The following is a 14,129-nucleotide window of genomic DNA, read 5'->3' as shown; positions in this document are numbered from 1 at the left end:
ACCCTCCGCCGGACCACCAGCACTGCCCGACGGACCACCACCGCCCGGACCACCGGACCGAGCAGACGGACCACCACCGCCCGGACCACCGGACCGAGCAGACGGACCACCCTCCACCGGACCACCGGACCAAGCGGACGGCACGGACAGCACGGACGAACCACCCTCCGCCGGACCACCAGCACTGCCCGACGGACCACCACCGCCCGGACCACCGGACCGAGCAGACGGACCACCACCGCCCGGACCACCGGACCAAGCGGACGGCACGGACAGCACGGACGAACCACCCTCCGCCGGACCACCGGACCAAGCGGACGGCACGGACGGCACGGACGAACCACCCTCCGCCGGACCACCAGGACTGACCGACGGACCACCACCGGAACTGTCCTGGCTCCGGCGAAGAATCCCTGCGGCAAACCGGTCTCGCCATCGTGATCCCCGACGGTGGGCGGCCAACTTCTCGTCAACGCTCCTTCGGGCCTCCGGCCGGTTGCCAACCGTGAGTTCCGCCCTGCTTGTACGGGAGGCGGTGATCTCGGGGGCTTCTCGGTCAGCCACCGTCCGCTTGTCGAGCGAGGGCGCGCGGTCGGACAGCGCGTCTCGGCTCAGCAGGACGGTGCCCGGGGCCGGGTCGGCGGTTTGGAGGCCGTCACCCAGGTTGTCCTGGGCTGTCTCGTGGCGGGTGACGATGATGCCGAGGTGGACCGCACCGGCAAGCGCGATTGGGGCGATCGTGCTCAAAGACCCGACGGCGAGGTCTCCGAGGTGCAATCCGTCGGGGGTGCCGGCCGTCTGCTCGTTGAGGCGGATCGCGTGCAGGGCGTTGGCCCAGACGCTGGTACCGGTGGCGCCGGCGAACAGGGACCAGGCGTAGGCGCGGGCGGTCCAGGGCGCTTCGCGCAGGAGGACAAGGGCGCGTACTCCGTAGGCGATGAACCCATCAACGACCACCGGCCAGGCGTAGCTCAGGTTTCCTCGGACGTGGATCGCCTGAGCCATCTGCTGGAGGGCGTCGTACGAGAGTCCGAAGCCGGTCGCGCCGAGCGCCGCGATGGCGGCCATGTCCCATCGGGAGACCGTGGGGCGGTCTGGGGTCACGCGGCCACCGCCAGGGTGACAACTGTGGTGCCCCGCAGTTCTTCGGCGAGGGCGATCTCCTCGCGTCGCATGGACGCCGGGATGACGTCGAGCTGCGTACGGGCCTGGCGCCGACGCGCGGTGGCCGCCTTGTAGCCGATGCCCAGCAGGGCGGCCCAGGTGTCACGCGGAACCCCGGCACCGAGGGCGACGCGGACCACGGCCTTCTTCTCGGCCTCGGTCAGCCGCGGCCGGTGGGTGCCGAACAGGGTGGCGCGTACCCGGTCGAGGTCGATCTGCCGGCCTTCCCGGAAGGCCACGATCTGGCGGAGCTGTTCTTCGGTCCGGCCTCCGCGAACGCCGTCCTGGACGCCGCACTCGATGGCGTCGGTCAGGCACTCTCGGCGCACCGGGCACTGCAGGCAGAGCGTGAGGGCGTCGCGGTGCGCGGTGCTGCGGCGGTCGGCGAAGAAGATGTCGGGGTCTTCGATCCCCGCGCAGGCGGCCTTGAGGCGCCAGCGGGGGCAGCCGCGGTCGAGCTGCTCGTGGGCGGCTTCGAGTTCGGTGACGGTGTTCATTCGGGGTGTCTCCGTCGCGCTGTAATGGCAGGCGCGTGGGCAGGGCGTCTCCCGGGGGCGGCTCGGCCGGCCCCGCACGGGATCGCGGGAGATTAGAAGGAGGGGGCGCGGCGCCGGTCGGGTCCGTCGAGGACGGCCTTGTGGCACATCTGGCGCAGGCGGCTGGCGGTGCGGTCACCAAGGAGGCCGGCGAGTTCGGCCGGGGTGATGTTGCTGGTGATGAAGGTCGGCAACTGCTGCTCGTACCGGTGGTTGATCAACCGGTAGACGGTCTCCTCGGTGAACTCGCTCGCTCGGCCGGCACCGAGGTCGTCCAGCAGCAGCAGGGGCACGCGCTCCAGTTCGCGCATCTCGCGCTCCGGGTCGGAGCCGGGCCTCGGGCGCATCATCGCGTAGAGGGCCACCGAGGTGATCGCCTGCCAGCGCAGCCGGACGCCGGCGCCCAGCAGCGCCCGGATCGCGCCGTAGGCCTGGTGGGTCTTGCCGGTGCCGGTTCCCCCGAGCAGGAGCAGGGAGCGGGCGCGGGCGATGCCGAGCTGCCCCTCCGGGCCTCGGCGGGCGGCCTGCTTCACGTGCTCGACCCAGGCGAGGACCTGCGGGTCGTCGGCCACCGCGTCCTGGTACAGCGGCGGGATGCGGCTGGCCGCCAGCTCCAGCGCGTCCCGGACCGGCTGCGGCACCGGGTGCTGCTCGGGCTGGCCGATCACGGCCGGGTCCACGCCCAGTCGGCTGAACCGTTCCACCAGGCCCTGTAGGCCAGCGCCGACGCGGCGTGGGTCTCGGCCGGCCATCACAGTTCCCCTGCGTAGGCTGCGGCCCCGGCCACGGGGTTGGTCCACGCCCGGTACGTTCCCGACCGGGTACCGCGGGAAGTCAACGCCTCCTGCACGAAGGACTCCAGGGCACTGGGGCCCTTGGGGTTCGCCGCGAACAGCCGCAGGCCGGCACGGACCTGTTCCTGTCCGTAGACGCCGAGCAGCGTCTTGATCTCCCGACCGAGGTGCCCGCGGAACCTCTCGCTGGGCTGCTGCGGGCAGGACCGGACGTACTCGGCCAGCAGGGCGGCGGCCCCGGTGGTGTGCGGGTGCATCGCGACGGCCTGCCCGGCCGCAGGCTCCTGCGCCGTGCCGGACTGGGCGGGCGCGGCACAGCCGCCCCCCGGAGGGGTAGATCCAGGATCCGTGATCCTGGATCCGTTCGTGGAGGGTGTCGTGGAGGGTGTCATGGAGTCCGCGGCACCGGGGTCCTGGCGCTCCCCAGGGGTGCTCAAGACGGTGGTTTCGGAGATGTCCGTGGGGAGCGGTTCGGTCTGCTCCAGGGGCTTCTTGCGACTCCGCCTGGCCGGGGCCTGGCTGTCGGCGTCGGCTTCCTGGGTCTGGTGCAGCGGGCACGGCACCAGGCGGCTCGCGCTGGGCTTGTCGATCCTCTGGTGCTTGTTGAACGTCACGACGTGCAGCAGTTCTTCGCCCTCGTCGGCCGGGTTGACGTACCGGCACACCAGGCCGACGTCGGCCAGCTGTCGCAGGTCGTCTTCGACGCGCTCGGTCGTGTGGATGCCGCCGTCCCAGCTCTTCTTCCGCTTCCAGATCAGTCCGCGCAGGATCCCCGCGTCGTCGATGACCCGTCCTCGGTCGTCCACGTAGTTGAGCATGTAGATGAAGGTGCGCTCGGCGGTCAGGGAGACCTCGGCGAGCTTCGCGTCGCGGCTCATCTCCGGCTTGTGGGTGCGGATGCGCCCGTCCTGGACCGCCATCACGCCACCTGTCCGAGGAGGCCGGCGACGGTGAGGTCGCCGGTGGCGAGGTCGAGGTCGTGCTGGAGGCGCCAGTCGCGCTGCGGCTGGGCGACCGCGATCCACCGGGCGACGGCTTCCTCGTGCTGCTGCGGCAGCGGGACGGTGGCGCCGTCGGCGTCGTAGGCCCGGGCCAGCCAGAGGTGGTCGGGTTCGGAGACGGTGACGCGCACGATCTTCGCGGCCGGTGCGACGGCTCGGACGCTGCTCTCGATCGCCCGGGCGGTGCCCTCGGAGATCCGGGTGGGCCCGGTCAGGGCGCCGTGAGCGGCGAGATCCTTCTCGGCGCCCGCTATACATGCGGTCGCGGACATGTAACACTCCTCCTGCGCAAGTCGCACCGGCCGAGCCTCCTACAGCAAGCTGGTGCATTGGGTTTGCCGTGCGAAGAGCACGGGCATCACATGGCGCCTGGGAGTTTCCGCTCCCGGGCGCCATGTCGCTTTTGCGGCCACCGAGCCGTTGCGGCAATCTTCAGCCGCGCACTTTTCCGTGGCGCAGGAGTGACTCTATGTTTACCGCCGGGAACGCGTCAACGAATTCGATCGATCTACGCGAATAGAAATCCCATTTCCCGCCACACGGGAAATGATCATGAACCCTCTCGGACCCATTTCCCGCCTGGCGGGAAATGGGTAGAGGAATCTGGCGCGGACATGATCAAGGGTGCCATCACCCTCCCGGCGACCTGCTGGCCAGGGCCACAGCAACCCGCCTCCCGAAGGGCGAAGGCAAGGCTGGCCCTCCGGCGGTTTCCGGAAACGCAAACCGGCAAGGAGCCGGGGCTCCTTGCCGGAATAAGAAATATGACCAATTCACTCAATCGGCGACCCCTTCCGCGCCCCAATGCCGCGAGAAGAAGCCGCGCACGGGTCCCGGAGTTTCGGTTCGCTGGAATTTGAGAAATCCGACGCAGCGGCGATGGAGGGCGATCAGACTGCTCCACCTCGCCCCGGCCTCGTCAGGCCGCCGGGGCCGGCAGCGCGGTGTGCTCGCTCAGCAGCCGGGCTGTGCGGCAGGTCTGTCCGATCAGCTCGCCGAGGTCGATCGGCATGTCGCCCGTCGGCTTCGCCAGCGCCACGGAGCCGACCGCCACGTCCCCCCACATGACCGGGGCCGCGATCGCCTGCCATCCGGACACGACTTCCTCCCGCGCCACGGCGTATCCGCGGCGACGAATCTCGCCGAGCGACGCGACGAGCGCCAGAACGTCCCGAATGACCCCGGGTGCGGCGTCGTCGGGCAGTTCCTCCCCGACAACGAGTTCCTGCAGCGGCGCCGGGAGGTGGGCAAGGATCGCCCGCCCGCTCGCGCCGGTGCGCAGGGAGCGTGAGTGCGTGACCAGGGGGTGCGCGAAGACACCGAGTTCGCCCGGGTCCATCCGGCCCCAGGCGTAGTCAGTGCACAGCCGCCGCAGGCCGCCGAAAGGGGCAAGGGCGAACAACAAGGCCGCACCGCCGGTCCGTTCGTGCAGGTCAGCCAGGATCTCCTGGGTCGTCGCGGCGCCCGGCACGTGCGCCATGGCGTGGATGGCCGCCTTGATGATGGTCGGCCCCGGCCGGTAGCGGCCGCGCCGGATCTGGTCGACGGCTCCGCCCGGCACGCCCGACTGGAGGATGCGGTGCACGGTGGAGTCCGGCATCCCGGTGGCGGCGGCGAGGTCGAGTACGCCCTGATCCCCGCCGGGCAGCTGAGTGAAGGCTTCCTGGAGGGCGAAGACCCGGGCGTGACTGGAGGTCACAGCGGCCGAGCGGGCCACCGTGGCGGTCCGCGCCGCTGGGATGCCTCGCGCCATCGTGTCCTGCGCGACACTGCGGTATCGGTATTCATAGTGAAACGGCCTGTCGGCAGTCAGTGGTGTCGCATTCACCTGCGCCCCCCAAAGGTGACGCCGGACCCATCTCAGCAGGCCAGGCGGTTCATAAGCCAGGCCCAGGACCCGGCAGAGGATGTCGGAAGGGGAGGCACCACCCATGACGAGCGTCCAGCCTCTCGATATCGCAGATCATACAACATGCTTCACGACATCAAGCGTCCGGTAAGCTGTTCACCGTGAGTCCGTGCCCACCACCACGCGCCCCTGGAGTTGCCCCGGATGCCCGCTCGCACGTTCGACGGACAGGTGCTCCGCACCGCCCGTAGAGCTCTCGACCTCTCCCAGGAAGCGCTGGGACGCTCGGAGGGCGTGGAGGTCGACCAGTCCGCCGTCGCGGGCTGGGAGAGCGGAGGGTTCCCCCAGCCTGAGCGGCTGCCCGCCATCGCGCGGGCGCTCGGCCAGCCGCTCGACACCCTCTTCCCGAGGGATGGCCTTCCGGACCTGGCCGACCTGAGGGCTGATGCCGGCTACACGCAGCGGAGCACCGGGGCACTGATCGGCACCAAGTCGTCCATTCCCGTCAGCAACGCCGAACGGGGCGTACGGCGACTCAAGGCGGAGTTCGTCTCGCGCCTCGCCGAGGCCTACGGGGTGACCGAGAAGCAGCTGGAGGCGGCGCAGGACCGCAGTTTCGGCGTCTCGCCCGCGGCGCCACCGGTCCCCCGGTCGCTCGCGGAGAAGCTCACCTACCTGCTGGAGACGACCTTCCCGGCCGGCCAGCCGACGGATGACCAGATCGCGGCAGCCGTCAACAGGTTCGCCGGCGTCGAGGTGGTCTCCGCCTCCGCCGTGGAGGCCCTGCGCACGGGAACGCCCCCGCCCGCGGAGGTGCTCGCCGGTCTCGCGGCCGGCGTCGTCCTGGAGGGCCTGGCCGGCTTCTTCGGAGTCACTCCGCTCTACTTTCAGAGCGACGAGGAGCTGGAGCGCCAGGTCGTGGACGCCATCGGCCTGCTGGCCGTGCGCGCCGGCAGCGAGGACTTCGCCCTGGCGGCCCGCGGAGGCCAGGACGGTCTCGACCCGGCGATGCTTGCCAAGATCAGCGCGATCGTGGCGGAGGCGAGGCAGCAGAAAGCGGGCCCCCGCTGACGCGGGAGCCCGCTTCGTCTGCCGTCAGACGAGCCAGGCGGTGGCGGTCGCGACGCCGAGCGCGGCGCCCGCCACGGTCTGCGCGACGGTGTGGTACTTCAACGCCACCCTCGACCAGCACACCGCGACAACCAGAGGGCACGCGGCGATCCACCACGGTGAGTGGACCACCGTGAGCAGCGTGACCACCGAGGCGGCGACCGCGCTGTCCACGCTGACCTTCCAGGCCACGTTGATGCTGAGCAGGCCCACGGTCATCACCCACAGGGCGATCATGGCGACGAGGATGTCGCGCGGAGCGTGACCGAGCACCATCACGAGGGAGCCGGCGCCGATCGAGCCGAGGATGACGAGGAAGATCGGCAAGCGCTGGGTGCGGTCGACGACGTGCCGGTCGCCCCAGGTCCCCCGCTTCCGCTCCCACTCGATGTAGGCGGCCGGGATGATGCCGGCGCACAGCGCGGCCAGGAGCCCCCAGCCGATTCCGGTCCAGCTGCCGGCCGCCGCAACACCCACGCCGGTCAGCCCGACCAACATCACGTTGCGCGGCTGGAGGACGTCGGTCACGGTACGGGCCACGGTGCTCACAGCGCCATCTCCTCCATCTCCAGGGCCAGTTCCTCCACCTCGGCGGTCGCCAGAAGCTCCTGGACCTGGAGGTCGGTCGCGGCGGCGTACGCCTCCTGCACCTTCAGGAGCCAGGTCACCTCCGCCTGGGTGGAGGCGATTGGCTTGCTGGGCAGCGCAGGGGCCGGAACATCGTTGCGGCGGCCCGCCTTCGCGTTCGCCAGCGTGGCCTTGATCCACAGCGCCTCGCTGGCGGCCTGCGGGTCGGCGGCCCCGTCCACGGCTTCCTCGATCACCGGCAGAAGGACCGGCGATGCATGGTGGCGCATCTGCTCGACGGCGTCCGCGATGTCTTGGGTCCACCGGTCCAGCCGCACGTCCATCGGTGGGTCGGTCCGCAGGACCTCGCGCCAGCGGCTGGCCGGCTTCTGGAACGCCACGGCGGGGAAGGCGGTGACCAGGTCGTGCCACAGTGGGTAGAGGTTCCACAGGGCGCGCCAGGACCGCCACCTGGTCGCGGCGGCGTTGGTGGTCGGGATGCTCACTCCGGCGGCGAAGATCATGAAGAGGGCGATCTGCATGTATTCGGTGTAGACGCCCAGCGCGTGGTTGAAGTCGGCGTCCAGGGGCGCGGCCAGGGTGACCCACATGAAGGTCGTCCGGATCGCCACGTACGCGACGCCGATCGCCATGGCGATGGCCATCAGCCCCAGGCCGGTCCGCAGAAGGCGGGTCTCGGCCCGGCGGCGCGCACTGGACCACTGGTAGCAGGTGACCGCGGAGGCGGTCCCCAAGTAGACGTAGAAGATCGTTTCGTAGAGGATCGCGCCCCACTGGCCGGCGTGGTCGGGCACGAAGTCGGTGCTCGGCCGACTGCGGTCGACGACGGTGAAGAAGAGGACCGTCATCAGCGCCAGCATGCCGATCGCCGCCCGCCAGGCGACCCGCTCGATCCAGCGGGCGACGGCGACGTGTCGCGGGATCACCACCGTCTCGTCGGTCTTGCCGTACGAGGCGACCACGTACGTCAGGATTGCCAAAATCGCCAACGTCGAGACGTAGTGCTTCAACAGGACCGACAGGTCAGTGACGGGCTGGCGGTTCATCAAGTCGATCACTGCGGGGCTCTTGAGCCACAGGGCCAACGCGAACCCCAGGTAGCAGCCCCACAGGGCGCGCCGGTGCGCGTCCCCGTAGAGGACCGCCGGCAGCCGCCAGACCGCCACTGCGGTCATCGTGGTCGCGGCGATGTACGCAGCGAGAGCGAGCACGGTGTTGTTCCTTTATTGCTTCTTGCCGCGCCGGGGAGCGGCGACGGGATGGGAGAGGGTGGATTCCAGGAGGCTGACCATGTCGCCCCCGACGGGCATCTGGCGCTGGACGAGCCGCTTGATTAGCGACGCACTCAGCTCGGCTTCCTGCTCTTCCTTGGTGTCGTAGCGCCCTGCGCGGGCCTGCACGACCGCCCCTTCACTCATCCGCTCGATGAGGCCTTGGCGCAGGTGCTTGGGCAGGAGCAAATCGAGCTGTTTCGCGCTCAGGCTGGTGCCGTGATCGAACCACTCGTGTACCAGTTCATGGAGCCGCACGTGGTCGGTCTGGTGCTGCGTCGGCCTCGGCCGGTAGAAGATCAGCGACAGGTCGCCCGCACGCACGCGCAGGCCGCAGGCAGTCCGCAGGTCGCTCCCGCGGTCGTCGACCGGGACCAGCTGGATGGTGCGACCGGTCGCTTCCTCCATCGCGGCCACCAGGCCCTCGATCGTGAAGGGGTCCGGGATCGGCAGATCAGTCAATCGCCGCTCGCACTCCTTGCGGAGACGGCGCATCCTCAGCACGGCCCGCCTCCGGGCACCTCCAGCAGCCGCCCACGTGCCGCCAAGCCCGGTCTGCGCCGGCCGGCGATCTCCTTGAAGTTCCCGGGTCGGCCTTCAAGGCCGCGAAGCGGGGCACGCATTCGGCGCACGGCAGGGTGGTCGCTGTCACTGGTGCCCGATCCGGGCAATCGCGCCGCTGCGCCGTCCGGCAGCCGCACTGCCGGGCTTTCGTAGGTCGACACCAAGTCCTCGTGAGGGTGGGGGCGAGGGGTTCGCTGGGTTTCGAACGTGGTCAGGTCCCGCTCAGCGCCATGCTATTGCTCACCTATGGGGTGCGAGCTTGGATGCTTTTGGAGCCAGGGGGTATTTCTAAGGAGTTCTTCGCTGCACTGCAATCTTCGGGATCGTTAGTCGGCCGTCGAGACATAGCGCATCGAACAGATCGAAGGCTTCGACTTAGCGACTCATGCCGTCAGCAGGCATCTGCGAGCGAGGTATGGGGGGCAACTCCTTCACACTGCGGGCCGCCGCGCGGCCCGTCTGCCGCTCGACCCTCTCACCATGCCAGCCCTAGCGGGGTGTGACGTGGAGCGCCTGCGGTCCCGGATTCGGAGTATCCGGCACAGCGCTACGCGCATTGACAGCAGAGAGTAACTTTACCGACCTGTAGCGCAATCCTGATGGCAGGTCCAGATCATCCTCCCATTCGAATACTTGACGATCAGTCACCCTCGAAAAAAATCCTCTTGATCAACTGAGTGATCGTCATTCCAAGATGAATTGATCAATCGCCGTCAAACCAAGTTCCATCTGAATTTCTTATGTGGTTTTCGCCACATCCGGCTACCGCAGATGGAATTTCACCGCCAGGCAGCAGGCTTCGGTCACCGACTTCGAGCGCCTTCTCTTTACCACTCCGGCCCGGCCACGCCTCGTCCCCCGAACGGGGCTAGGCGCGGCCCTGCCGACGGTCATGTCGCGGCCACCGACCGCGGGGTCCTCCCGCTCAAGTTCCGGCGGGAGCCCGGTACCGGTCCCTCTGGCTCAGAGCTTCCCGAGCGCGGGCCGCGCCCGCCGCCGTGACCCGTGCACCGCTGCCGATCGTCGGCACCCGGCCCGGCTGTCCGGAGCAGCGCCCACACCGGCCGGGCCGGGCCACCGGGTCCCGGCACTCGTCGCACTCGTGTATCCGGCGCACTCGCACGCTGTGCTCGGGCGCCGGCTTCATCGGCAGCTTGCGGCGCAGCCGGTCCCGCACCACGCCGACCGGCGAGTGGATCGTCTCGGGCAGGCCTGGCAGCAGCGCTGCGGCGAGCTCCGCCGGTCCACTGCCCACGGCGAGCCACCGCTCGACCAGCGGTGCCAGCTCCGCCACCTCGGCTTCGCCCAGGCTCAGGCGCTGCTGGCCGTCCAGCACCTGCTGCAGGGTGTGCGCCGCTGCTTGCAGTGGGCCGTCCAGGTCCGTGATCGAAGTTCTCTCCCGCCCGCCCGCGGCCTTCGGCCGCCGCTCCGCCGGCGACTCCGGCGAGTCGGCAGCGGGGGTGGGGAGGGAGGGTTCTTTGACCAGGTTCTTTACTACAGGGACGCCAGCATCACCGGAGCCCGACGAACCGGACGCCGGACGGGGCACACTCGGCTCCACCTGCGCTTTTACCGTCTCCAGTAGCTCCTTGGCCTCCCGCAGACCGGGTAGCTGGGGCGTGTCGTAGACGTGGGCCTCGCTGCGGATGGTGCCATCGGGCATCCGGGTCTTCTCGACCCGGTAAAACCCGGCGTCGATCAGCTCCCGCAGGGCCTTGCGCACCGCCGCTCGGCTGTCGGTGCTGGAGTCCGCGATCTGCCGCGCGTCCTCGCGCCACCGTTCGGGCCGGGACAGCAGATCGGCGAGGAGCCCGCGCGCGGCAAGGCTCAGCCGCCGGTCCTGCAGGACCGCATTGGGTAGCACGGTGAAGTTACGCGCGTGCGCGCTACGATGTACGAGCATCGGGAGTTACCGCTCCTGTTGCCGGACCCCGGGGTGTTGGTAGCACCGCCGGGGTCGCCTGTTTTCGGTTGGAGCACGGAACGTAGCACAGGATGTCGCCGATCGCTGCGAATCGCCGTGAGCGATGTCGATCACAGACAACGGCGTTGCGGCGTAACATAGTTCGCGACCTCAGAAGCCATCTTGGCCTCGCCCAGCTCCTGGCCCGAAGAGCCTCATGGAGCGAGTGTTCGCCTCGAAGCCGATCGAACGGTACAGCCGTGCGCCGTCCGTGCTTGCGTTCAGGCTGACCAGCCCGCAGCCCTGGTCCCAGAACCAGGTGAGGAGGCTGGCCGTGACAGCTCTACCGTTCCCCTTGTGACGGTAACCCTGTGTCGTCAAGACAAGATGCACGTACCCGGTCCGACCGCTGTAGGTCGGCCCGGGAGGCGCTTGGTAGATGCTGCCTAGTGCGGCGGAGACGAGGTGGCCGTCTGGCCCGTCCACGACGAATCCGGCCATGTCCTCAGCGCGGGTGAGCCCGTCCGTCAGGTAGGCGGTGAGATCCTCGAACCACCGGCCTACCGGAGGCGCCTTGATCATCTCCGCCCGAAGGCGGGCCATCGACAGCGCATCTGTGCCGGTCGCTCGCCGTACATCCACGGCTCGTCCTTCGATCAGGTGACCTCGCGATATGTCCTGGGCGTCCGGGGCGCGGCCCCATCCACTATCAGGTCAGCATCGATCACCGTGAACGGCAACTCGAACCCACCTACGCCGCTACCGTATTCGCATGACTGTTGCCTCTTCGCCCGTCCGCGTCCGCTTCGCTCCGAGCCCTACCGGCATGTTCCACGTCGGTGGCGCGCGCTCGGCGCTGTACAACTGGGCGACGGCACGACAGCATGGCGGTACGTTCGTCCTGCGGATCGAGGACACCGACGCGGCCCGCAACCGCGAGGAGTGGACCGACGGGATCATCAGCGCGCTCGCGTCCATCGGCATCTCGAAGGCGGACCCGGCGTTCGAGGGCCCCTACTTCCAGTCGGAGAACGAGACCCGGCACCGCGAGGCCGCCGCCGAGCTGTACGAGGCCGGCCGGGCGTACTACTGCGACTGCACGCGCGAGCAGGTGACCGAACGCACCGGTTCCCAGCAGCTCGGCTACGACGGGTTCTGCCGTGAGCGGGGCCTGGGCTTCGAAGCCGGCCGGGCCCTTCGCTTCCGCACCCCGGACGAGGGCGCCACCGTGGTGGTCGACCTGATCCGCGGCAACCCCGAGTTCCCCAACGCCGCCATCGAGGACTTCGTGATCGCCAGGGGCGACGGCAGCCCGGTGTTCCTGCTGGCCAACGTGGTCGACGACCTCGACGAAGGGATCACCCAGGTGATCCGCGGCGAGGAGCACCTCTCGAACACCCCCAAGCAACAGCTGCTGTGGGCAGCCCTGGGCGCCGAGCCGCCGGTCTGGGCGCACCTGCCGGTCATCGTGAACGAGAAGCGGCAGAAGCTCTCCAAGCGGCGCGACAAGGTGGCGCTGGAGGACTATCTGGCCGAGGGCTACCTGCCGGAGGCGGTGGTCAACTACCTGATGCTGCTGGGCTGGGGACCGAAGGACGACGTGGAGATCCGTCCGTACGCCGAGCTGGAAGAGCTGTTCCGGGTCGAGGATGTGAACGGCTCCTCGGCGTTCTTCGACGTGAAGAAGCTCGCCTCGTTCAACGGGGAGTATTTGCGGGCGCTGCCGGTGGACGGGTTCGTGGCGGCGTGCGGACCATGGTTGTCCGCGCCTCGGGCTCCGTGGCCGGCGGAGGCGTTCGACCCGGCGCAGTTCGCTGCCGTGGCCGAGCTGGCGCAGACGCGGATCTCGGTGCTGTCGGAGATTACCGCGTACGTCGACTTCCTGTTCCTGGACGAGCCGGTGCGCGACGAGGCGTCGTGGGCGAAGGCGATGAAGGAGGGGTCGGCGGATCTCCTTCGGGAGGCTCGGCGCCGCTTGGCCGAGGCTCAGTGGGACGCGGCCTCGCTCAAGTCGGTGATGGAGGAGACGGCGGCCGTCTTCGGTTTGAAGCTGGGCAAGGCCCAGGCTCCGGTGCGGGTGGCGGTGACCGGGCGGACGGTGGGCCTGCCGCTGTTCGAGTCGCTGGAGGTGCTCGGCCGCGAGCGGGTCTTGGTGCGTCTGGACAAGGCGCTGGCCGAGCTGGTCTGAGTACCGAAGGCCCGCACGCCCTGGTGGGTGTGCGGGCCTTGCTCGGTCTCTGGTTGCTCAGCGCAGGTCGACGAGTCGGTGCTCGGTTCCCTCCGGTTCGGTGGGCATGGACCACAGCGGGCAGACCGGGATGGTGGTGCGGTCGCAGTCGTTGCTGGTCAGGGTCTTCTGCAGGTGGTCGTAGGCCGCGCAGCCGCCTCCGCAGGTGGAGCTGTGTGAGCAGGTGCGGCAGTTGGCGGAGATGGTGTTCACGAGGGTGAGTTCGCTGATCCCATCCTGGAGACGGGGGTGGATCGCGCCGTTGCGGAACTCGCCGTAGTGGAGGTCGGTGTCGAAGAACGCCGAGCAGATGTACACCCTGCCGTCGGGGAAGATCGCGAGGCGTTCGAGGTTGCGGGCGGTGCAGCCGCCGTAGCCGGCGGCACGCAGGGCGGGGAGTTGGTCCGCGGTGGCGAAAGCGGGCGGGTAGAAGACGCGCACGCGACGGCCTGCCGCGGCTTCGCGGATCTGGCCGCACAGCTGCACCCACTCGTCCGGGGGGATCTGGAAGTGGGGCTTGTCCAGGCCCAGGCCGGTGGGGGTGAAGTAGTGGAAGGAGAGCATTTCCAGGCCGATGGAGTCGGCGAGGTCGATGGCGTCGAACACGTCGTCCCGGTTCGCGCTGGTGACGGTGAAGATGGCGCGGGTCTGGAAGCCGTCGGCGACGGCGCGCTTCATACTGGTGAGCAGGGGGCGCCAGGTCTTCTCGCCGCGCATCTGCTCGTGGGTCTCCTGGCGGGCGCCGTCCATGGAGAAGGAGAAGGAGTCGAGGCGGCCCTGCAGCATGGGCCAGGTCTTCGGGGGGATGAGGCCGTTGGAGGTCAGGACGGCCTTGTAGCCCTGGTCCTTGCAGATGTCGAGGATGTCGCCGAACCGGGGGTGGGTGGTCGGTTCGCCGCCCAGGAGGTAGACCTTGTACTGGCCGTAGGCGACGCGCAGGCTGGAGAGGATGTCCTCGACCATGGCGGGGGTCATGCGTCGCTCGGCGTCGAGTCGGTGACCCATGTAGCAGTGCTGGCAGCGCAGTTGGCACTTCTCGGTGATGTAGAGGAACAGGAATGGTTCCTTGGCCGCGGTGGCGTGCGCGGCGGCGTGCACGAGGCTTTCGGTCACGGTCTCGTC

14 protein-coding genes are annotated in these 14,129 nt (G+C 69.3%); 2 read left to right on the top strand and 12 right to left on the bottom strand.

Going from position 1 to position 14,129, the window contains the following annotated elements:
* From ACIRRH_RS32095 to ACIRRH_RS32070, 6 genes are all read right to left on the bottom strand, one after another.
* On the bottom strand, positions 1-1,068 hold a 1,068-nt coding region (locus ACIRRH_RS32095), incomplete at its 3' end, for a DUF2637 domain-containing protein (RefSeq protein ID WP_403074374.1).
* A 32-nt stretch (positions 1,069-1,100) separates the two neighbouring features.
* Positions 1,101-1,661: a WhiB family transcriptional regulator gene (locus ACIRRH_RS32090; RefSeq protein ID WP_403074341.1), complete on the bottom strand. Its 561-nt coding sequence runs from the start codon at positions 1,659-1,661 to the stop codon at positions 1,101-1,103.
* A 92-nt stretch (positions 1,662-1,753) separates the two neighbouring features.
* A complete protein-coding gene (locus ACIRRH_RS32085) occupies positions 1,754-2,452 on the bottom strand; it encodes an ATP-binding protein (RefSeq protein ID WP_403074339.1) in 699 nt (232 codons plus the stop codon).
* Positions 2,452-3,414, bottom strand: a complete 963-nt coding sequence (locus ACIRRH_RS32080; protein ID WP_403074337.1) for a hypothetical protein — start codon at positions 3,412-3,414, stop codon at positions 2,452-2,454. Before ACIRRH_RS32080 ends, ACIRRH_RS32085 begins: the two co-directional genes overlap by 1 nt.
* A complete protein-coding gene (locus tag ACIRRH_RS32075; protein WP_403074336.1) occupies positions 3,414-3,767 on the bottom strand; it encodes a hypothetical protein in 354 nt (117 codons plus the stop codon). The genes ACIRRH_RS32080 and ACIRRH_RS32075 overlap by 1 nt, the downstream gene beginning before the upstream one ends.
* A 647-nt stretch (positions 3,768-4,414) precedes the next feature.
* Positions 4,415-5,323 carry an IclR family transcriptional regulator gene (locus ACIRRH_RS32070; protein ID WP_403074334.1) on the bottom strand — a complete coding sequence of 303 codons (909 nt, stop codon included), beginning with the start codon at positions 5,321-5,323 and terminating at the stop codon, positions 4,415-4,417.
* A gap of 225 nt (positions 5,324-5,548) precedes the next feature.
* On the opposite strand from ACIRRH_RS32070, the gene ACIRRH_RS32065 reads away from it, so the two are divergent.
* Complete coding sequence (locus ACIRRH_RS32065) at positions 5,549-6,415, top strand: helix-turn-helix domain-containing protein (RefSeq protein WP_403074333.1); 867 nt, start codon at positions 5,549-5,551, stop codon at positions 6,413-6,415.
* Between the two features lie 24 nt (positions 6,416-6,439).
* On the opposite strand, the gene ACIRRH_RS32060 is transcribed toward ACIRRH_RS32065, so the two are convergent.
* From ACIRRH_RS32060 to ACIRRH_RS32040, 5 genes are all read right to left on the bottom strand, one after another.
* On the bottom strand, positions 6,440-6,952 hold the full coding sequence (locus ACIRRH_RS32060) for a hypothetical protein (protein WP_403074372.1): 513 nt from the start codon (positions 6,950-6,952) through the stop codon (positions 6,440-6,442).
* Between the two features lie 47 nt (positions 6,953-6,999).
* Positions 7,000-8,253, bottom strand: coding sequence for an MAB_1171c family putative transporter (locus ACIRRH_RS32055; protein WP_403074331.1), 1,254 nt, complete (start codon positions 8,251-8,253; stop codon positions 7,000-7,002).
* 12 nt (positions 8,254-8,265) lie between these two features.
* Positions 8,266-8,814 (bottom strand): hypothetical protein, encoded by a 549-nt coding sequence (locus ACIRRH_RS32050; protein ID WP_403074370.1) that lies wholly within the window; start codon positions 8,812-8,814, stop codon positions 8,266-8,268.
* 988 nt (positions 8,815-9,802) lie between these two features.
* Entirely contained in the window at positions 9,803-10,780 is a 978-nt protein-coding gene (locus ACIRRH_RS32045) for a hypothetical protein (RefSeq protein ID WP_403074330.1), read from the bottom strand.
* Between the two features lie 171 nt (positions 10,781-10,951).
* Positions 10,952-11,362: a GNAT family N-acetyltransferase gene (locus ACIRRH_RS32040; protein ID WP_403074368.1), complete on the bottom strand. Its 411-nt coding sequence runs from the start codon at positions 11,360-11,362 to the stop codon at positions 10,952-10,954.
* A gap of 244 nt (positions 11,363-11,606) precedes the next feature.
* On the opposite strand from ACIRRH_RS32040, the gene gltX reads away from it, so the two are divergent.
* Complete coding sequence (gene gltX, locus ACIRRH_RS32035; RefSeq protein ID WP_403074366.1) at positions 11,607-12,968, top strand: glutamate--tRNA ligase; 1,362 nt, start codon at positions 11,607-11,609, stop codon at positions 12,966-12,968.
* A 57-nt stretch (positions 12,969-13,025) separates the two neighbouring features.
* Here the strand turns inward: gltX and ACIRRH_RS32030 are convergent, their stop codons facing one another.
* Positions 13,026-14,120 (bottom strand): radical SAM protein, encoded by a 1,095-nt coding sequence (locus ACIRRH_RS32030; protein WP_403074328.1) that lies wholly within the window; start codon positions 14,118-14,120, stop codon positions 13,026-13,028.
* Positions 14,121-14,129: the final 9 nt, after the last annotated feature.

Source organism: Kitasatospora sp. NPDC101235 (assembly GCF_044767505.1).
Lineage (GTDB): Bacteria > Actinomycetota > Actinomycetes > Streptomycetales > Streptomycetaceae > Kitasatospora.
The sequence above is the reverse complement of the archived record's forward strand: the minus strand, read 5'-3'. Positions and strand labels throughout refer to the sequence as shown.